General features: G+C 72.3%; 18 protein-coding genes and 1 pseudogene. 9 read left to right on the top strand and 10 right to left on the bottom strand.

Going from position 1 to position 18,896, the window contains the following annotated elements:
- Positions 1-55 precede the first annotated feature (55 nt).
- Positions 56-493 carry a TIGR03618 family F420-dependent PPOX class oxidoreductase gene (locus ACFZAU_RS20825; RefSeq protein WP_500459870.1) on the bottom strand — a complete coding sequence of 146 codons (438 nt, stop codon included), beginning with the start codon at positions 491-493 and terminating at the stop codon, positions 56-58.
- Between the two features lie 389 nt (positions 494-882).
- On the opposite strand from ACFZAU_RS20825, the gene ACFZAU_RS20820 reads away from it, so the two are divergent.
- The 4 genes and pseudogenes from ACFZAU_RS20820 to ACFZAU_RS20805 all read left to right on the top strand — a co-directional run bounded on the left by ACFZAU_RS20820 (position 883) and on the right by ACFZAU_RS20805 (position 4,626).
- Complete coding sequence (locus ACFZAU_RS20820) at positions 883-2,211, top strand: epoxide hydrolase family protein (RefSeq protein WP_500553397.1); 1,329 nt, start codon at positions 883-885, stop codon at positions 2,209-2,211.
- Positions 2,212-2,433: 222 nt separating this feature from the next.
- Positions 2,434-2,802 (top strand): annotated as a pseudogene (locus tag ACFZAU_RS20815) (YbhB/YbcL family Raf kinase inhibitor-like protein); the annotation flags it as partial.
- 305 nt (positions 2,803-3,107) lie between these two features.
- Positions 3,108-3,929, top strand: coding sequence for an MBL fold metallo-hydrolase (locus ACFZAU_RS20810; RefSeq protein WP_500553396.1), 822 nt, complete (start codon positions 3,108-3,110; stop codon positions 3,927-3,929).
- A 289-nt stretch (positions 3,930-4,218) separates the two neighbouring features.
- Entirely contained in the window at positions 4,219-4,626 is a 408-nt protein-coding gene (locus ACFZAU_RS20805; protein ID WP_500553395.1) for a YciI family protein, read from the top strand.
- A 352-nt stretch (positions 4,627-4,978) separates the two neighbouring features.
- On the opposite strand, the gene ACFZAU_RS20800 is transcribed toward ACFZAU_RS20805, so the two are convergent.
- The 5 genes from ACFZAU_RS20800 to ACFZAU_RS20780 all read right to left on the bottom strand — a co-directional run bounded on the left by ACFZAU_RS20800 (position 4,979) and on the right by ACFZAU_RS20780 (position 7,961).
- Positions 4,979-5,872: an IS982 family transposase gene (locus ACFZAU_RS20800; RefSeq protein ID WP_500553394.1), complete on the bottom strand. Its 894-nt coding sequence runs from the start codon at positions 5,870-5,872 to the stop codon at positions 4,979-4,981.
- Positions 5,873-6,139: 267 nt separating this feature from the next.
- Complete coding sequence (locus ACFZAU_RS20795) at positions 6,140-6,904, bottom strand: PIG-L deacetylase family protein (protein ID WP_500553393.1); 765 nt, start codon at positions 6,902-6,904, stop codon at positions 6,140-6,142.
- A gap of 112 nt (positions 6,905-7,016) precedes the next feature.
- Entirely contained in the window at positions 7,017-7,307 is a 291-nt protein-coding gene (locus tag ACFZAU_RS20790) for a hypothetical protein (protein WP_500553514.1), read from the bottom strand.
- On the bottom strand, positions 7,267-7,653 hold the full coding sequence (locus tag ACFZAU_RS20785) for a hypothetical protein (protein WP_500553392.1): 387 nt from the start codon (positions 7,651-7,653) through the stop codon (positions 7,267-7,269). The genes ACFZAU_RS20790 and ACFZAU_RS20785 overlap by 41 nt, the downstream gene beginning before the upstream one ends.
- 74 nt (positions 7,654-7,727) lie before the next feature.
- A complete protein-coding gene (locus ACFZAU_RS20780) occupies positions 7,728-7,961 on the bottom strand; it encodes a hypothetical protein (RefSeq protein ID WP_500553390.1) in 234 nt (77 codons plus the stop codon).
- Positions 7,962-8,200: 239 nt separating this feature from the next.
- Here ACFZAU_RS20780 and ACFZAU_RS20775 point away from each other — a divergent pair, with 239 nt between their 5' ends.
- Positions 8,201-11,587: a S8 family peptidase gene (locus ACFZAU_RS20775; protein ID WP_500553389.1), complete on the top strand. Its 3,387-nt coding sequence runs from the start codon at positions 8,201-8,203 to the stop codon at positions 11,585-11,587.
- An 87-nt stretch (positions 11,588-11,674) separates the two neighbouring features.
- Here the strand turns inward: ACFZAU_RS20775 and ACFZAU_RS20770 are convergent, their stop codons facing one another.
- Positions 11,675-12,175 carry an SMI1/KNR4 family protein gene (locus ACFZAU_RS20770; protein WP_500553388.1) on the bottom strand — a complete coding sequence of 167 codons (501 nt, stop codon included), beginning with the start codon at positions 12,173-12,175 and terminating at the stop codon, positions 11,675-11,677.
- Positions 12,176-12,251: 76 nt separating this feature from the next.
- Between ACFZAU_RS20770 and ACFZAU_RS20765 the strand changes: the two genes are divergently transcribed.
- The 4 genes from ACFZAU_RS20765 (at position 12,252) to ACFZAU_RS20750 (ending at position 14,025) form a co-directional block, all read left to right on the top strand.
- Complete coding sequence (locus tag ACFZAU_RS20765) at positions 12,252-12,641, top strand: hypothetical protein (RefSeq protein ID WP_500459851.1); 390 nt, start codon at positions 12,252-12,254, stop codon at positions 12,639-12,641.
- A 172-nt stretch (positions 12,642-12,813) separates the two neighbouring features.
- Positions 12,814-13,212, top strand: a complete 399-nt coding sequence (locus ACFZAU_RS20760; protein ID WP_500553387.1) for a hypothetical protein — start codon at positions 12,814-12,816, stop codon at positions 13,210-13,212.
- Entirely contained in the window at positions 13,209-13,346 is a 138-nt protein-coding gene (locus ACFZAU_RS20755; protein ID WP_500553386.1) for a hypothetical protein, read from the top strand. The genes ACFZAU_RS20760 and ACFZAU_RS20755 overlap by 4 nt, the downstream gene beginning before the upstream one ends.
- Before the next feature lie 100 nt (positions 13,347-13,446).
- Positions 13,447-14,025: a GNAT family N-acetyltransferase gene (locus ACFZAU_RS20750; RefSeq protein ID WP_500553385.1), complete on the top strand. Its 579-nt coding sequence runs from the start codon at positions 13,447-13,449 to the stop codon at positions 14,023-14,025.
- A 278-nt stretch (positions 14,026-14,303) separates the two neighbouring features.
- Here the strand turns inward: ACFZAU_RS20750 and ACFZAU_RS20745 are convergent, their stop codons facing one another.
- The 3 genes from ACFZAU_RS20745 to ACFZAU_RS20735 form a co-directional block, all read right to left on the bottom strand.
- Complete coding sequence (locus ACFZAU_RS20745) at positions 14,304-14,945, bottom strand: hypothetical protein (RefSeq protein ID WP_500553384.1); 642 nt, start codon at positions 14,943-14,945, stop codon at positions 14,304-14,306.
- Entirely contained in the window at positions 14,945-18,562 is a 3,618-nt protein-coding gene (locus ACFZAU_RS20740; protein ID WP_500553383.1) for a S8 family peptidase, read from the bottom strand. Before ACFZAU_RS20740 ends, ACFZAU_RS20745 begins: the two co-directional genes overlap by 1 nt.
- Before the next feature lie 155 nt (positions 18,563-18,717).
- Complete coding sequence (locus ACFZAU_RS20735; protein ID WP_500553382.1) at positions 18,718-18,888, bottom strand: hypothetical protein; 171 nt, start codon at positions 18,886-18,888, stop codon at positions 18,718-18,720.
- Positions 18,889-18,896: the final 8 nt, after the last annotated feature.

The following is an 18,896-nucleotide window of genomic DNA, read 5'->3' as shown; positions in this document are numbered from 1 at the left end:
CGGCCTACGGGTCATGGTGGCAAACATCATCCGGGGTCGCAGCCGGTGGACCGGCTCAGACGCCGTAGATCCGTTCGGGCCGCACGATCACGGCCGTGCGGCGGTCCGCGGCCATGACCCGGTCGTACTCGTCCCAGTCGTCGTGGGTGCCGCCGGCCGCGGTGAAGATCTCGCGGAGCAGCAGCCGCACGCCGTCGGCGTCGACCGCCGGGTGCGGGTCGTCGGGGCCGATGATCTCGGCGGCGCCCTCCACCGTCGCCCAGTGCCACCCCGAGCGGACGGAGGCGGCGAGCCGGGGGCGCTCCCTGAGGTTGCCGAGCTTGACCTTGCCGTAGGTCACGAAGGCCACCACGTCCGCGTCGGCGAGCGGATGCCTCATGACCGCGAGGTTGACCACCGAGGACTGGATGGTGCTGTCGGCGCGCAGCGTCGACACCGTGCCCAGGCCCTGTTCGGCGCGGGCGAGTTCCGCGAAGTCGTTCAACGTTGCCACGTCGGTTTCCCCTGCCGGTCTCTGTTCGGGTGCGGGGCCGCGGACACGACCTGTCGGGACGTCCGCGGCATGCGTCGGGACCACGATGACACGTCGTCACCCAGCGGACCCGTCGGGCGGTTCCGGGGCGGCGGTCACCAGGGCCGATCCCGAGTTGCGGGGTGACAGGGCGGCACATAGCGTCTCGTCTCGTCCGAACACCCCTATATCGGCCCTCGGCCCTCGGCTCACGTGCCGGCCCGCGCTCCCGGGCCACGGCGGCTCCCTGCCGGGCATCGGCGCCGGGCATCCGTGCCACGTATCCGCGCGGCGCTTGCGCCGTCAGCGATGAGGGACGCGCACGCCGACGAGACTTCCCTCCCGGGAATCGGGACGACCGGAGATCTGCCATGCCCGACCTTTCCAGTCTGCTATCTCGGCGAAAGATCCTGCTCTCCTCCGCCGCCGCGGCGACCGCGGCGACCACGGGCGCATTCGGCCTGGCCTCCCGGACGCCGGAGGCGGCGAAGGGGACGGCGGCGGCAGCGGACGCCACGGCCGTGCGGCCCTTCCGCATCGACATCCCGGAAGCGGACCTCGACGAGCTCCGCCGGCGCGTCGACGCCACGCGGTGGCCCGACCGCGAGACCGTTCCCGACCAGTCCCAGGGCGTCCAGCTGGCGACGATGAAGATGCTCACGCGCTACTGGGGAAAGGACTACGACTGGCGGAGGATCGAGACGAAGCTCAATTCCCTCCCGCAGTTCAAGACCAGGATCGACGGGCTCGACATCCACTTCATCCACGTCCGGTCGCGCCACGCGGACGCCCTGCCGATGATCCTGACCCACGGCTGGCCGGGCTCGGTGCTGGAGTTCCTCAAGGTCATCGGCCCCCTGACCGACCCCACCGCTCACGGCGGCCGCGCACGGGACGCCTTCCACCTCGTCATCCCCTCGATGCCCGGGTACGGCTTCTCGGAGCGGCCCACCACCACCGGCTGGAACCCCAGCCGCATCGCCCGCGCCTGGGCCGTGCTGATGCAGCGTCTGGGGTACACGCGTTACGTCTCCCAGGGCGGCGACTGGGGCTCGGTGGTGTCGGACAAGATGGCGGCGCAGAAGCCCCCCGGGCTGATCGGCATCCACGTCAACATGCCGGCCACCGTGCCGCCGGACCTCGCGAAGAGGCTCGCCTGCGGAGACCCGGCCCCGGCCGGCCTCTCCCCCGACGAACGGGCCGCGTACGACAAGCTCAACACCTTCTACAAGACGGGCTCCGGCTACTCGGCCATGATGGTCACCCGCCCGCAGACCGTGGGGTACGGGCTGACGGACTCGCCCGCGGGCCTCGCCGCCTGGATGTACGACAAGATCGCCGCCTGGACCGACAGCGACGGCGACCCGCTGCGGGTGCTCACCAAGGACGAGATTCTCAACGACATCAGCCTCTACTGGCTGACCGACACGGCGGTCTCCTCCGCGCGGCTGTACTGGGAGAACAACGCCAACAACTTCAACGCCGTGTCGGTGGACATCCCCGCGGCCATCACGGTGTTCCCCGGCGAGATCTACCAGGCGCCCCTGAGCTGGGCGGAACGCGCCTACCACGACCTCGTCTACTACAACAAGGTTCCCCGCGGCGGCCACTTCGCGGCCTGGGAGGTCCCCGGCATCTTCACCCAGGAGCTGCGCGCCGCGTTCTCGGGCCTGCGCGACGCCGGCACGCCGGGCAAGTAGCGGGGAGGCGGACGTGACCGGGCGCTTCGACCCTTACGGGGTGCTGCCGCCGGTGCCCGGGTTCACGCCGGCCGGCACGGACATCGCCGACGGGGAGACCCTGGGCGTCGCGCAGCGCAGCGGCATGTTCGGCAGGCCGGGCGAGGACCGTTCGCCGCGTCCGAGTGGAGCGGCCGGCCCGCCGGGACGCGGAGCTTCGCCGTTACGTGCTACGACCCCGACGCCCTGACCGCCGGCGGCTTCTGGCACTGGGCGGTGTACGACGTCCCCCCGTCCGTGGAGCACCTGCCCGCCGGCGCGGGCGACGAGGCCAGCACGGACATCACCGACGGGGCGAAGATGCTCGCCGACGACACGGGGCGACGCTGCTTCCTCGGCGGCGCGCCGGCGCCCGGCGACGCCGCGCACCGCTACATGTTCGTGGTCCACGCCCTGGACGTCCCGGCCCTCGACCTGAGCTTCGCCGCTTCCCGAGGCGGGGACCCGGCGAGGGGAAATGTGCGGCCCCGCGGTGGCTCATCACCGCAGGGCCGCGTCCCCATGCCCGGGCAAGGGGCGTCCCCACACCCGCAGTGCTTGCCCGGTCAATGAAGTAGAACATTGAACGTAAATACGGGCAAGTAGCTTGAGTTGCCATCAATTCTTGAAGGCCGTCTTCGGGCGGGACAGCACCTTCGAAGGCGCGCGTGCCGGCCGGCCCCGGAACCGAAAGGCATCAGGCCCTGTGACGGATCACCACGCGAACCCGCGGTCGTGGATCGCCCGCAACCACGGTTCCCGGCAGGCGGGCTGCGAAGCGCGGGCGCCAACTCCGGCGAAGGCACCGTGTGTGTGATGTGATCGCGTGGGGGCGCGGTGACGTGCCCCGAGAGCGTCCCGACAGGAAAGGTGCCGTCATGAACGACCGGGTCAGTCCCGTCCGCCGCCCTGAGGGGATCAGCGTCCTCGGGGGCCCCACCGCGGTGATCGACGTCGGCGGGCTGCGCCTGGTGTCGGACCCCACCTTCGACGATCCGGGCGACCACGGGTACCTCACCAAGACCGCGGGGCCGGCCGTCGGCGAGGACGCCCTGGGGCCGGTGGACGCCGTCCTCGTCAGCCACGACCTCCATCCCGACAACCTGGACACCCGCGGCCGCGCCTTCGCCCTCGGGTCGCCCCTCGTGCTGACCGGCCCCGCCGCCGCACGGCGCCTGGGCCCTCCGGCCGAGGGGCTCCCGGCCTGGGAGAGCGTCTCGCTCCCCCGCCCTTCCGGTGGCACCGTCACCGTCCTCGCCGTCCCCGCACAGCACGGTCCCGACGACGGCGAACGCGACGAGCAGGGGCACGTGAACTGCGAGGTCACCGGCTTCGTCCTGACGGGGGACGGGCTCCCGACCATCTACGTCAGCGGTGACAACGCCTCGCTCGCGGTGGTGGCGGAGATCACCGGGCGGGTGCCGCCCGTCGACGTGGCCGTCCTGTTCGTGGGCGCTGCGCGCGTGCCGTCGAAGATGCGCGGCAGGCCGCTGACGCTCACCGCGCAGCGGGCCAGTGCCGCGGCCGCGGTGCTGGGGTCGCCGGTGGTCGTGGCCGCCCATTGCGACGGATGGGCGCACTTCAGCGAGACCCGCTCCGACATCGAGCGGGCCTTCGACGACGCCGGCATCGCCGGCCGGCTGCGCACCGCGGGCAACGGCGAGTGGATCGACCTGGGCCACCCGGTCACCGCGCGCTGACCGGGGCACGGATCCCCCATCTGACTTTAAATGACGCACTCAGCCGTGATAGCTTCTGCCCCGGCAACGGGACAGGCCGCATCGGCGTAGACGACCGGTCACTTTCATCCTGTGGTGATCCGCTCGTCGCCGCTACGGGCAACGCGGCGGCCGGCGACCTGTCCCGCTGTCCCCCAAAAGGCGAGCCGGAAAAGAATTCTCGCGCGGGGACGTCGAGAACCCGTGACCCGCTCCGTCCCCGTGGTGAAGGCGGCCACAATGGGTCGCACCGGCACCGAGGAGCCCCACGATGGCCAAGTACCTCCTGCTCAAGCACTACCGCGGCGCACCGGCCGCGGTGAACGACGTGCCCATGGACCGGTGGACACCCCAGGAGATCTCCGACCACGTCCAGTACATGCACGACTTCGCCGCCCGCCTGGAGAAGACCGGCGAGTTCGTCGACGGCCAGGCGCTCGCCCCCGAGGGCGCCTGGGTCCGCTACGACGGCGAGGGCCGCCCGCCCGTCACCGACGGCCCCTTCGCCGAGACCAAGGACCTCATCGCCGGCTGGATGATCATCGACGTCGACAGCTACGAACGCGCCGTCGAACTCGCCGGGGAACTCTCCGCCGCCCCCGGCGCCGGCGGCCGCCCCATCCACGAGTGGCTCGAGGTCCGCCCCTTCCTCACCACCCCGCCCACCATCACCGAGTGACCGCCAGGGCGGGGCGTACGCCTTGGTCGCCCGCGCTGCCCGGCGCCCGCGATCTCCTGCCCGGATGCGGGAACTCCCGTGCGGAAAGCACACGTTGAGCGGTTGACCACGGGCTTGTCCGGGTCGACGGCCAGCGCATCGCGCGACAGTCAGGGAGGGTTCAGCACATGGACGACATCTTCGGGGAGATCGTCGAAGAGATCGTGGAGGAGACCGCCGAGGAGATCGGCGGGGAGGCCGCCGAGGACATCGTCGAGGGGCTCTTCGACTGACCGTGGACCCCACGGCATGCGGCGGCGGTCCGGCCGCCGCCGCATGCCGGGCGCACTAGACGAGTAAGTCCGAAGCCCGGTCAGTGGTCGTAGGCGATCAGTGACCGGGTGACGGGGGCTGCGGTGTGGTTGTTGTGCCAGATCGCGGCGGCCATCGCGAGGACGCGCTGGGCAACCCGGATCGCGACGCCCTCGAAGCTGCGCCCGCCGTGGTCTTCCAGGTCGAGCTGACCCTTGAGGGTGTCGTTGACCGACTCGATCAGCTGCCGGACCTTCTTGAGCATGGACTCGCCGTAGCGGGCCTTCTCGTCCTTGCGGGACGGACGCAGCATGGTGATGCCGTACTGGCCCAGCAGCGTTTCGAAATCCTTCCCGGCGAATCCCTTGTCGCAGATCAGGAGGATGCCGTCGTGCTCGGCAGCCACGCCGGCGTCGACTTCGAGCATCGCGGCCAGCACCTCCCGTTCGCCGATCTTCGGATTGGCCAGCGCCCATAGGATCGGCATCCCGGCCGGGGTGCATACCAGGTACAGCTTCAGCCCCCAATAGAACCGCGAGTGGCTGGCGCAGTAGCCGTAGCCCGCCCATCCGGCCAGATCCGAGCGCTTGACCGTGGGCCGGGACATGCCGCAGGGCCCCGGGGTGGAGTCCGCGATCCAGCAGTCGTCCAGCCAGAAGTCGCTGGACTTCGCGAGCATCCGGATGACCCGCTTGACCAGGCCAAGCGCGGCACGCAGCCGTTTGTTGTAGCCGGACTGCTGCGGCAGATAGGGAAACATGCTGGCCAGGTGCTTGCGGGCGTAGCGCAGCCAGTGCGCCTCGGAGGTGAAGCCGAGCATCGCCTGGGCGACCGCAACACACACCAGCTCGGAGTCGGTCAGCACCGGCGGTCTGCCCGTCCACCGCGGCACTCCCAACTCGTCATCGATCTTCACGTACAGTGCGGTCAAGAGGGTGTTCAGGTCTTGCGTCACAACATGATCTTGAACACCCTCTCTTCACGCCCGATCACCGGCCCGGGACATAGGACTTACTCGTCTAGGGCCTGTTTCGAAAGTAGCGTCGGCCGCCCGGAGGGCGGGTCCCGCGGCGTCTGGTGCGGTGCATCGCAAGGCGGAGAGTCGTCCTCGTAGTGGGCTACTCGGACGATTCGACAACGCAGCGAGGTGCCGTGCCAGGCGTCGCGGGACAGGCGGGACTTTCGAAACAGGCCCTAAGAGGCCGGGGCGGCGAACGCCCGGTCAGAAGGCCGGTTCCGGCCCGTCGTCCGGCGCCGCCGCCGAGAAGGGGGCGTGGCGGACGTACCACTCGGTGCCCAGCACCCGCTCCCGTGCCTCCGCGGGCAGGCCGGCGATCAGCCCCGGCAGTCCGCCGCGTTCGACCTCGCTGCGGTGCGCCAGCACGGCCGCGGTCTTCTGCGTCAACCAGGGACGGACGTCGACGGTCGAGGTGATCTCTTCGTCCGGCACGGCGTACACGGCCCTGCGCGCACCGATCACCTCCCTCAGCGAGGCCAATGCCGAGTGCGGATGGGTGGCCAATTGGAGTGAGCGCGGGCGCCAGGGAGGGCCGGCGTCGGGGTGGAGCCGGCCGAGCGCGGCCGCGTGGACGGCGAGCACGGTCACCCGGTGGGTGTGCACGTGGTCCGGGTGGCCGGGCAGTCCGCCGTGGGCGTCGTGGGTGACGACGACGTCCGGACGGAACTCCCGGATGTGCGCGACCAGCCGGCGCACCGCCTCGTCGAGCGGCGCGTCGCAGAACCTCGGGGAGCCGGGGGCCGACGCGGGCACCCGGGCGTCGGCGTAGCCGAGCATCCGCGGTTCGCCGGCGCCGAGGATCCGCAGCGCGTCGGCGAGTTCCGCCGCGCGTGCGGTGTCCGCGGCCCAGGTCGCCGTGACGACCGCGGTACGGGCGCCGGCGGCCGCGCTGCGGGCCAGCACTCCGCCCGCCGACAGCGACTCGTCGTCCGGGTGGGCGAAGACCCCGAGCAGGCTCGGCACGGGCATGGACGGACCGCCTTCCCTCGGGCTGCGGGCAGCTGCCCGAGGGAGCAGGCGCCTTCCGGCGTCGTCCGCTCCGGTGGGCCGCTTCACCCCTCGCGTCGATGGTCCCAGGGCGTCACAGGAGCGCGTCGAGGACCCACAGCTCGGCGAGGTGGAAGAGGAGGGCGCCCACCGGCGTGAGCGCGGCGCACAGCCAGTAGCGGCGCACCCCGGCGCGAGCCAGGCAGACGGTCAGGAGGGCGGTGAGCAGCGCGCCGACGGCCAGGAAGACGGTCGCCTCGCCCCAGTAGTGGAGGGTCAGGCCCAGCCAGAGCCCCTCCCCCGGCACCACCGTGCCGATCACGGCCCCCGCCACGGCCCGTACGTCACCCCGTCCGTGCCGCGCGGTCCATCCGGCCCACCCCAGCAGCGGCCCTCCGGCCAGCCCGGCCAGGCCCGGCGGCTGTGCCGAGCCCTCCGGCGCCGAAGGTGTCCCCGAGCGTGGACGCCGTGTAGTAGCCGGCGCACGTGGCGAGCATCATCACCGCTCCGGCCCAGGCGGCGAGCGGCCGTGAACGTATCAGGGCACCGGCCGCGGCGGTCCAGACGATCCACGTGGACGAGGAGTTGGTCGCCCGCTCGAGCAGGGGCGTGGTGCCGTGCAGGCCGTAGGTGGCCCAGCCGAGCAGCAGCCCGAAGACCACGGTGACGGCCAGGACGACGACGGCCTCGCCGCGTCGGCCGGGGCGGGACGCGAGGGATGCGGTAAGCATGGCGCGCACTATACAAGCCGTCTATACACGCAATGTATAGCGGGACAGGGGCGACGGCAGGGCGCGGGACGGACTCACGGCACCCCGGCCGGGTGTGGCACGCTCCCCCGGGCACTGTCCATGTGGTGCGCCCGGATGAAGACGAACAGCCCGGCCACGATGTCGTCCGACAGCCCGGCCAGCACCGAGGCCGGCGAGTCGTCGGTGGAGTGGGCGATGGCCTCCACGAGACGGGCGAGGTCGCCGACCGCGGCCGCCTCCACTCCCCCCGGGTCCGTACGGTCGTCGGCAGTCGGTCGGCCGGTCATGCTCCTCCTCCGGTGGGGGGCGGGTGCCCGCGTCCGCCCACGGGCCCTGCCGTGACATAGACGAGGCCGCCCGCGCGGGTGTGACAGCCCGAGGGCCGCCGCCGGCGCACTCGACTGTGCCGGTTTCATCGCCACTTGAGGCTTATCGGCCCCATCCTGCGTGGCGCAAAGGTGACTTGTCCTGTGAACGACAGCGCGACGGGGCTGACCGCGAGGAACACCCACGTCACGCTGCCCCCATGAGTCACATGAACAACAGATGGCGGGCGGGCGTCACCAGCCCCCGGCCGCAGCTCGTGGCGGCGACCGCTCTCGCAGCCCTGCTGGCGGGACTCGCCGTGACCCCCGGCGCCGCCCACGGGGCCGAACCCGCCGACGCGGCGGCGCGGCCCCGGGCCGCCGGCGTCCCGCCGACCGCCCGGCAGCAGGTCACCCTCATCACAGGTGACCGGGTCACGCTGGAGACGGACCCCTCGGGCAGGCAGAGCGTGTCGGTCGAGCCCGCCGAGGGCCGCGAGCACATCCGGTTCCTCAAGCGTCAGGACGGCGGGAAGTGGACGGTCGTACCCGTCGACGCGCTGCCGCTGCTCGCCGCGGGGCGGCTGGACCGGGCGCTGTTCGACGTCTCGGCCCTGGTGAAGGGGAAGTACGCGGAGCGCGGGAGCCTGCCGCTGATCGTCCAGTACACCGGTGCGGCAGGCACCGCCGTGCGGCGGCTGACCGCGGCAGGCGCCGGTGAGGTCGACGCCATCGCCGGGACCTCCTTCGCCACGGTGTCCGAACGCCGCCGGGACGCGGGCGCGTTCTGGAAGGCCATCGCTCCCGGCACGGCCGACGCGACGGTCCTCGGCGCGGGTGTGCGCCGGGTCTGGCTCGACGGTCGCGCCAAGGTGCAGCTCGACACGACGGTGCCGCGCATCGGCGCGCCGCATGCGTGGGAGAAGGGCCTGACCGGGGAGGGGGTCAAGGTCGCGGTGCTGGACACCGGCTACGACCCGAACCACCCGGACCTGAAGGGGCTGGTGGTGGACTCGGCGAACTTCACCGGTGAAGCGGACACCACCGACGGCCACGGCCACGGCACCCATGTGACCTCGACGGTGGCCGGTTCCGGTGCGGCCTCCGGAGGCCGCTACAAGGGCGTGGCACCGGGGGCACGGATCCTCGCGGGCAAGGTCTGCACGGCCGACGGCAACTGCGACGACTCCGCCGTCATCGAGGGCCTCGCCTGGGCCGCCCAGCACGGCGCGAAGGTGATCAACCTCAGTCTGGGCGACACCGACACCCCCGGGACCGACGCGGTGGAGGCCATGGTCGACACCGTGACGCGTGACCACGGCGCGCTGGTGGTGGCCGCCGCGGGCAACAACGGGTCGGGCAGCCGGGTCTCCTCGCCGGCCTCCGCCGACCGGGCGCTCGCCGTCGGCGCCGCCGAGGCCGACGACGACCGCGCGGAGTTCAGCTCGGTCGGCCCGCGCACCGGCGACTCCGGGCTGAAGCCGGACCTCATCGCCCCCGGGGTGAACGTCACCGCCGCCATGGCCGGCGGGACCACCGCCGAGGACGGCTACGTCGCGATGAGCGGCACCTCCATGGCCACCCCGCACGTCGCGGGCGCCGCCGCCATCCTCTTCCAGCAACACCCCGACTGGACCCCGGAGCAGGTCAAGCGGCGGCTGATGCAGACCACGGACGGTGCCAAGGAGCGCGGCGCCTACTACCAGGGCGCCGGACGCGTGGACGTCGCCCGCGCCGTCGACCAGCAGGTCACCGCCGACACCACCGCCCTCGACTTCGGCCTGGTCCAGTGGACCGACGGCGTGCGGAACCCGGTGAGCCGGACGATCACCTACCGCAACCCGGGCACCGCGCCGGTCACCCTGCACGTGACGCACAACGCCGGCCGCGGCGTCCGCGACGAGCCCGCCCCCCAGGGGCTCTTCCGGCTCGGCGCCGACCAGGTCACCGTGCCCGCCGGCGGCACCGCGGACGTCACCCTCACCGTGGACCCGCGCGCCACCACCGAGTACGCCGCCTACAGCGGCGTGGTCCGCGCGACCACCGCCGACGGGGGCGTGTCGGTCCGCGTCCCGTTCGGCATGGACCTGGAGCAGCCCTCGCACGAACTGCGACTGACCCTCAAGGACCGCGCGGGCAAGGCCCCCGCGTACGCCTACCTGCTGATCGACTCCGCCGACGGCGGGACCTACGAGCGGGAACTGCTCGGCGAGTCCGGCACCACGCTGCGCCTGCCGAACGGCACCTACTCCGTGAGCGGCTTCTTCTTCGACGCCGACTTCACCGAGGCGACCGTCGTGGGCGTCCCGAAGGTCGTCACGACCGCCGACCGTTCGGCGGTCATCGACGCGCGCGCCGCGGAGCCCGTCACGATCTCCGCCCCCAGCCGCACCGCCCGCATCCTCTCGACGGAGATCGGCACCATCAGCCAGGGCGACGAACTGCTGTCCGTCACCGTGAACGACGCGGTCGGCGACGACCACGTCGAGCACCTCTACGCCACTCCGACGGCCCGGCACAAGGACTCGAAGTTCACCTACCTCGTCAACTCCGTCTGGGGCGAGCCCGCCGCCGCCGGCGGCAACCCGCCGTCCGCGTACTACCTGACCCGGCCCGTGCACGGCGCCATCCCGGCCGACCCGGGCTACCGCCCCCGCAGGTCCGAACTGGCGCAGGTGAACACCACCTTCGCCGCCACCGCCCCGGGCACCACCGCGACGCGCCTGCTCTACATGTACGTCGACAACGTCCGCTTCGCCCTGCAGCGGATGGACGGGCTGCGCGTCCCGGACCGGCGCGTCGACTACTTCTCGGCGGCCGACGGTCTCAGCTGGCAGACCGGCTTCGACCAGTGGAACATCTTCGACCCCGACAGCCCGCGCGGGCAGATGTACCTCGGCACCCTCCGCGGCTACCGGAGCGGGGCCGAGTTCGAGGAGCGCTGGAACCAGGGGGTCCAGGCGGTCGGCTTCTCGCCCCAGTACATGGACACCTTCCGCGACGGCGACGACCTGTGGATCGGCGTCCAGGACGCCGCCAACGGAGGCATGGACCTGGTGGCCGGAACGTCGGCCAGCCGTGAGCCGAAGTGGGAGCTGTCGCGCAACGGCGAAGCCGTCCCGGACTTCTACGGCTTCGCCACGGTCCCGGGCGACCCCACCCCCGCCGACTACCGCCTGACGCTCGACCAGGACCGCGACCTGGCCCCGATCAGCTCCGTCTCCACGAAACTGCGGGCCGAGTGGCGGTTCCGGTCGCAGACCACGGCGACCCCGCAGACGCTGCCGCTGTACGCGGTGCGCATGGCCCCGGAACTCGACGAGTGGAACCGCGCCCGGGCCGGACGTGAGCTCCGCATCCCGGTCCTGATCCAGCGCCCGGTAGGTGCCGCCGGGATCGCGATCCGCACCTTCACCACCGAGGTCTCCTACGACGAGGGCAGGACCTGGCGCCCGGCGAAGGTCACCGGCGCCGGCACCGAGCGCACGGTGACCGTCGACCACCCGCGCCACGCGGCGGGCGGCTCGGTCAGCTTCCGCACGTACGTCAAGGACGCGGCCGGCAACACCTTCAAGCAGACCGTCGTCAAGGCCTACCTGCTCAAGTAGCCCTGCACCACGCACTGGCAGGGTCCGCCGGTTCCGACCGGCGGGCCCTGCCGCCGTGTTGTGCGGGCGGCCCCGCTGCGCCCGCGGTCACGCGAAGTCCGCGGAGGACACCAGGCCCTCGACGAACGACCGGAAGTCCGGGGCGAGGAACAGCTCCTCCTCGAGTTCCGCGTCGAGCCACGTCACGGAGGGTTCCCCGTGCGGCCCGCACACCCGGTAGTCCAGCGCGACCGAGCAGGGCCCGTTCCCCGAGACCAGCACCACCGGGGTGGGCAGCCCCCATTCCCGCGCCAGGTAGGGGCTGTCGAGCAGGGAGAGTGCTTCCCCTGTGCGCCCGATGCCCATGACGAACTCGAACGGGACGTGGTCGGCGCTCCACGAGGTCGGCGCGCTCGTGGGGAAGGCGTCCCTGGCGGCCGCGACCACGCCACCGTTCTGATGGCGCAGCAGGGCCTGCAGGGAGCCGGGAAGCGTGACGCCCAGCGCGTGCTCGGCCTCCGCGACGGCCCGGCCGGTCAGGGGCGGCTGCGTCCCGTACGGGTCGCCGGGGTCCCAGAGGGAGCGGAGGACGTCTTCGAAGCGCGCCATGGCCGGAATCGTAGGAGCCGCGGCCGCTGCTCCGGCGCGTGGTCCGGGAGCGGCGGCATTTCAGTAGAGTCCTTACATGCTGCTTTTCCACTTCACGCGGCCGGAGCGGTGGCCGCTGATCCTGGCAGACGCAGAGCTCAAGGCCACCTGGCCGACGGATCAGGAGGACCTGCCGGAGCTGGCGCGGAGCGTGCACCTCACGTCCGACCCCAGCCCCGCCTCGCTCCCGGAACCCTTCCGGGACTGCACGGTGCGGTTCACCGTCGAGGTGCCGGCGCCGGAGGCGCAGCGTTGGCACGCCTGGGCGGGGACCCGGCTGCCGGCCCAGACCGTCCACGTGCTGACCGCGACGCACTTCGGTGAGCGCCCCGACGAGTGGTTCGTCGTGGAGCGGGCGATCCCGTCGGCGGAGTGGGTGTCGGTCGTCGACCTGCAGGTGCAGAAGCCGCTCTGGCCCGGTCCGTAGGACCGGCGGCGGGCACGCGCCTGACGCGCCCGCGCCGCTCGCCGCGGGAAGCACGGGACACCGGCACTACGCAAAGGCCCGTCGCGCGTGCATGCTGGTGCCTGCCGGCGGAAACGGGGGGCCAGTGGGAACGACGACTCATGGCGTGGCGCGCGCCCGCGCGGGAGCGGCCTTGGCCGCGGCCTTCCTCCTGCTGCCCCTGGTCGGGTGCGGGCCGGCCGGGGCCGGTGTCGTCCCGGAGGGCGCGATCTCGCTCGGCCTGTTCCCGGCGATCGCGGGCGTCGTCCTTCTGCCCGCGTTGTGCGAGGAGCGACCCCCGCTCCGGCACTCGTCGTCGCGTCTGACCGCGCGCACCCTGACCGGCGAACGGTCGGTCGACCTCGACCGGATCACCGGCGTCCGGCTCCTGACGTCCTTCTCGGTCGGCGGCACGCAGCGGACCCTGCTGGTGCGCGACGCCCACGGTGTGCGCCTGGGGGCCTCACGACCGAGCGAAGCCGCAGGAAGCTGCGCCGGGCGATCGAGAAGGCGGAGGCGAACGCCGCGCGAGGAGTCCCCGGGCCCCGGGTGAGCCGAGCCGCCCGGACCCATCTGGGTCTCGCCCCGGGGCGTGGTCTCGCCGTCCACACGACCCTCGTCTTCCTCCTCGTGACGGTGTCCGCAAGCCTCTACGTGGCTGCTGCGCTGCGACTGGGCGGGCAGTAGACCTCGTCATACGATCTGCGGGCGCGCGGCCTTCGTCCGGACGTGACGGACGGAACGGTGCGGCATCCTCAGCCTTCATGGGCACGGTAGTTTGGCCCTCGTGAGGGAACCTGGACCGGTCGCCTGGCCGCCTGCTCCGATCAGGACCGAGCGGCTCGTGCTCCGCGAGTCAGCGGCCCGTGACCGTGCGGCGCTGATCGAGCTGTTCGCCTCGCCGGAGGTGGGCACGTACATCGGCGGTGCCCGGCCGCGTGACGAGTTGGAACGCGAGGTGCCGGAGGTGCCCGGGCGGCGCCCCGGCTTCTTCGTGGCCGAACTCGACGGAGCGGCGATCGGCATCGTCACGCTCGATCGGCACGCCCCGGAGCGCCCGGGTCACGTCCGTCCGGAAGACGGGCAGGCCGCCCTCGGCTACATGTTCCTGCCGCATGCGTGGGGACAGGGGTACGCCGCCGAGGCCTGTTCGGCGGCGCTCCGATGGTTCGCCGACACGCACCCGGGCGCACCCGTGGTGCTCACCACCCGGACCGCCAACGCCCGCTCGATGGGCCTCACGGCGAAGCTGGGGTTCACCGAGGTGGAGCGGTTCGAGGATTACGGCGCCGAGCAGTGGCTCGGCGTCCGGTCCCCGGTCACGCCGTCCTGGAAGTCCGTTCGTGGAGCGACGACGTCCAAGTGACGCCGGTGGCCGCGCTTCGCCGGTTGCGGGCACGCCCGTGGTCCGGAACGACCGGTACCCCACGGGCTCGGCGACACTGCCCGGCGCCCGCTGAGCGCTCCCGGTCGCCCCGCCCTCGGCGAGGAAATTTCACGTCAAGCACTCGGGTGCTTGTCTTGGCAAGAGATTCGGGGGCCCAGTGACGCGGCCGAAGTCCGGTGCTCTCCCCCGCGGCACGGGCGGCGGGGCGAGAACCGGTCTCGCCCCGCCCTGTCACCCGTGTCCGGGGGCGGGTGCCGTCAGCGCAGCGTGTACGCCGTCGGGATGGTCTGGCGGACGGTGTTGCCCTGGCTGTCGGTCGCGCTGATCCTCAGTCCGACCCCCCTGGCGGCCTGGTCCCGCCGGGGGTTCTTGATCGTCGTGGTGAAGGTGTTCCTCCCGGCGGCCCGGGTGGTGGCCGGGCGCCAGGTCCTGCCGCCGTCGAAGCTGGTCTCCGCCTTCAGGGACGTCACCTTGGGCAGGGCGGTGAGGCGTTCCTGGTAGTAGCCGGTGACGGTGACCTCGTGGGCCGCCCCGGCCTCGGCGGTGTTGTCCAGGGCCAGGCCGAAGTCGTAGCGCAGGAAGATCAGCGGCTCCGGCCGGCAGGCCGCGTCGTTGCTGCCGACCACGTCACCCATGCACGGGCTGAGCTTCGGCGCGTCGTCCTTGGCCGCCGTGGCGGAGGTGTACTGCCACACCGTCCTGACGTCGTTGGTCTCGGCCTCGAACGTGTACCGGGCCGACTTCGCCGGCAGGTCGTAGGAGACCAGGTCGCCGCCCTTGCAGCCGGACAGCGCCAGCATCACCGCGGCGGCCAGCACCATGAGGGCCCCCCTGCGGCGCCGTGCCGACGGCACAACGGTGTTCATCGTGTCGGTCCCCTCCAGGGTGTCGATTGCCATCACAGGGTCGTCCAGTTCTGGTCGGCGAGGTGCTCCTTGCGGCCTTCGACCTCGTCACCGGACGCGTCCAGCAGCCTGAAGTCGCAGGTGGAGTCGAGGTTCGGCACGGTGGGCAAGGGAACCCGCCCGCAGGACGGGATCTCGAGGAAGTCGTGCTGGAGGAGCTCGTCGTCGACGATGCCGATCAGCGCCTGGCGGCCGCCGCCGCTGCCCGTGAGGTAGACGGTCGGGTAGAAGGTGTCGCCCTGCCGGCAGCCCGCGCACGGTCCGGCCGCGACCGAGAAGCCCGACGCGGTCTTCACCTGCGGCACGGCCCCCGGTACGGCGGGACCCGCGTTCCAGTGGATCTCGTTCTCACCGGTGAGCACCAGGTCGTTCATCTCGGTGCGGTTGTGCTCCAGGAAGGAGTCCGCTCCCACGTCGGCCCAGGAGGCGGTGAAGCCGCTGATGGCGTCGTGCTGCCGCTTGACGAAGGTGGTCAGGGTCCGCTGCGTGGCCGGGTGCGGCAGGGACACGTACGACGTGATGGGGGTGGCCCGCAAGAACTGCCGCCAGCTCAGCTGGTGGACGGTTCCGGGCCGGGCCGCGTGGAAGTGGAGGTCGACCCGGTCGAGGTCGCCCTTGCCGACCCGGTAGTCGTTCGGCCGGATCTGTCCGTCGTCGTGGTACCTGGCGGCGTACGCCCTTGGTACGGCGCTGCCGCCGAGGCTGATCCTGACGTGCGACCGGTCGGCCTTGATCCGCTTGATCAGGTCTTCGGCCTCGGCGTAGGGCACCGACACGATGGGCAGTGCGGCGTACGCCCGGATCTCCGGGCAGCTCTTCGGCCCGTCCACGCACTGGTCGAAGGTCGCGGGGCTGCCCAGCGAGGTGAGGCCCGGTGCCGCGACCAGCACGCCGACGGCGCCGGCGGCGGCAGCGGCGGCCACCCGCTCGTCACGGAGCCTGGGGTGGTCGCAGGTGGTCCGACAGATGTCGGTCGGCGTCAGGAGCACGAGCTTGCCCCGCGCGTCGACGTCCGCGAGTTCGGCGGCGGTGCCGGTGCCCGCGTGGACCACCGGCAGACGGCCCTTGACGGGCAGCCGGGGAACCGCGATCGCCGCCTCGCGGGTGGTCGGGTCCCCGTTGTCGCGCAGCCACGCCTGCGACTCGCCCAGGGTGGCGTCCGGGCTCACGTAGCGGGCGGACAGGGCCGCGGGGGCACCGCCGCCCGTGGCGCGCAGGGTGACGACGGGAGTCGTCCGCGAGCTGTAGAAGTCGTGGGTGAAGGTGCCCTCGCTCACCTTGCCGGTGGGCAGGACCCACCAGTTCGGCTCGACGGCCCTGTAGTCGAACGAGAGCGCCGAGCCCATCGCCCATGCCCCGGTCGCCGAGACGCGGTTGACGACGTCGGTCGCGTTGTAGGTCTCGGTGGACTCCGGGTACTGCACGCTCAGCCGCTTGGCCTTGCGCAGGTCAAGGGTGACCGTGCTCTCCTTGGTCAGGCTGACCTCCGGCGCGATCGGTGTGGCCTGCTGCAGCTCACCGGCCGCGTCCCGCCAGGTCACGGGCATCTGCACCGCATAGGTGCCGCGGAAGAGCTCCTCGGTCACGGAGGCGGCGCCGTTCTCGAAGACCTGGCCCGCGTGCAGGTGGACCTGGTCGTCGACCGGCAAGAAGGCGGCCGTGCCGTACGTGACGTCGGTGGCACCCGCCGGGGGGACGACGTTCACCGTCAGCGGGAACTTCTGGGCCTCGAGGAAGGTGTGGATGCCCGAACTCAGCCGTATCGCGCCCTTGTCGTCCCGGGCGGTCAGCAGCCCGTTGTAGCCGCCGTAGGCGCCGTCGGTGCCCAGCACCCTGCCGTCGAGCGTCACGGACACCTCGGCGGAACCGGCCGCGGGGAGCACCACCGTGTCCGTGCTGAGGGTGAACAGCCCTGCCGCGGCCGGCTTGCCGTCGGCGAAGGAGACCGGCATCGTCAGGTGCAACGTGGTCGCCGCGTCACCGCGGTTGGTGTACGTGATCTTCTTCGTCACCGGCGCGTGCGGGTGGGCCAGGCGGCCGAAGTTCAGGTTGCCCTTCGGGACGACCAGCGGGTTGGTCGCGGTCGCGAGGTCGACCAGGCCCGTGCCCTGGGCGTACATGTCGTGCCCCAGGTCGGAGGCGGTGTCCATCAGCAGTGCCTTGATCTGCCGGCCGGTCAGCTCCGGGTGCTGCTGGGCGATGATCGCCGCGGCGCCGGCCACGTGCGGCGTGGCCATCGAGGTGCCGTCGGCCGCGGTGTAGTACTGGTCCACGGGCGTGCCCATGGCCGTTCCGGCGGCGCGTGCCGCGACGATGCCGACGCCGGGGGCCGCGATGTCCGGCTTGGCGGCGCCGTCCCCGATCCGCGGTCCGCGGTTGGAGAAACTCGCCATCGCGCCGTTCTTGTCGACGGCCGCCACGGTGAGGGCGTCGTCGGCGGAGCCCGGGGAGACGACCTTCTGGGCGACGAAGCCGGAGTTGCCGGCCGCGACGACGAACAGGGTCCCGGTCTCACGGCTGATCTCGTTGAGCGCCTGGCTGAGCGGATCGGTGCCGTCGGTGGGCTCCCCGCCCAGGCTCAGGTTGACGACCTTGGCCCCGGAGTGGGCGGCCCAGTCCATGGCCGCGATGATGCCGTCGTCGGGGCACTGCCCGTTGTCGTCGCAGACCTTGCCGACCAGCAGCTTGGCGCCGGGGGCGACGCCCTTGCGCAGCCCCTTGGACGCGGCTCCGCTGCCGAGGACGGTGGACGCCACGTGGGTGCCGTGCCCGTGGCCGTCCTTGGTACCCGTGGGGCTGCCGGTGAAGTCGGCCTGCCCGACGATGCTCCCGGACACGTCCGGGTGGGTGGCGTCGATCCCGGTGTCGAGCACGGCGACGGTCACGCCGCTGCCGTCGTAGCCGCGTTCCCAGGCGACGGGCGCGCCGATCTGCGGCACCGACTGCTCGAGGTCGACATGGGCCAGGCCGTTGAGCCAGACCTTCTCGACCCCGGCCAGCGAGCCGGCGGACCGGGCGGCAGCGGATGTGGCGGACGTCTTGCCCCGCACCTCCCGCCACCAGCGGCCGCCGTCGGCGACCTTCATCGAGCGGCCGTTGATGCTGGGGAGCGACCTGCCGCCGGACGCCCCGGCGACCTTGCGTGTCTTCTCGGCACCGGCGGTGCCGGTGTAGGTGACGAGCACCGGCACCGCGTCGCCCTTGCCCGCCGCGACCAGCGTCACCAACTGGCGCAGGTCGAAGAGCGACCAGTCGAGGAGTCCCTTGCCGACCAGCGCGAGGGCGTCGTCCGGGACGACGTACACCTTGCCCTGGCGGGTGATGGTGCGGAACACGACCGGGGTTCCGTCGGGACGTGCCGCGCTCTCGGTGTCGCGGACGACCGGCTTGCCGTCGCCGTCCACGCCGATGTGCACCGTGTCGCCGGTGATCAGCGTGACCGGGACGGACCCGCCGGACGCGGCGACGACGCGCGCCAGGTCGTCGTCGGCGATCGCGGTCGGGCTGTCCGTCCGTACGACGCCGGACGACGGGGTCTGCCGGGCCGGCTCGGCGGCCTGGGTCGCCGTCGTCGACACGACCATGCCGAAGACGGTCAGACCGACGGTCACCGCGCCAAGGCGTCTGCCGAGACGCTTCCTTGCTCTTGGCCTCATCTATGGGTCTCCTGTGCGATGGATGGCGGGCAGGATCGGGGAGGTCGGGAGGTACGGCGGGCAGGCTCGCGGGACAACGGCGTTCCGCGGCCGGCCGGGACCTTGTCGAGCTAGAGCGGTTCGTACTCGCCGGCAACGGCGGCATCACCCGCGTCCTCGGTGGTCGGGGCGTCGGCCGGCGCGGCCTGCGGTCCTGCCGGTACCGGTTCGCCCTTCGCACGGCGAGCCGAGACGGCCGGGTCGTCGGCCGTACGGGGTGTGGGCGGTTCTGCGGGCAACATGGGCACGA

It is taken from the genome of Streptomyces sp. NPDC008238, assembly GCF_042956445.1.
GTDB lineage: Bacteria > Actinomycetota > Actinomycetes > Streptomycetales > Streptomycetaceae > Actinacidiphila.
The sequence above is the reverse complement of the archived record's forward strand: the minus strand, read 5'-3'. Positions and strand labels throughout refer to the sequence as shown.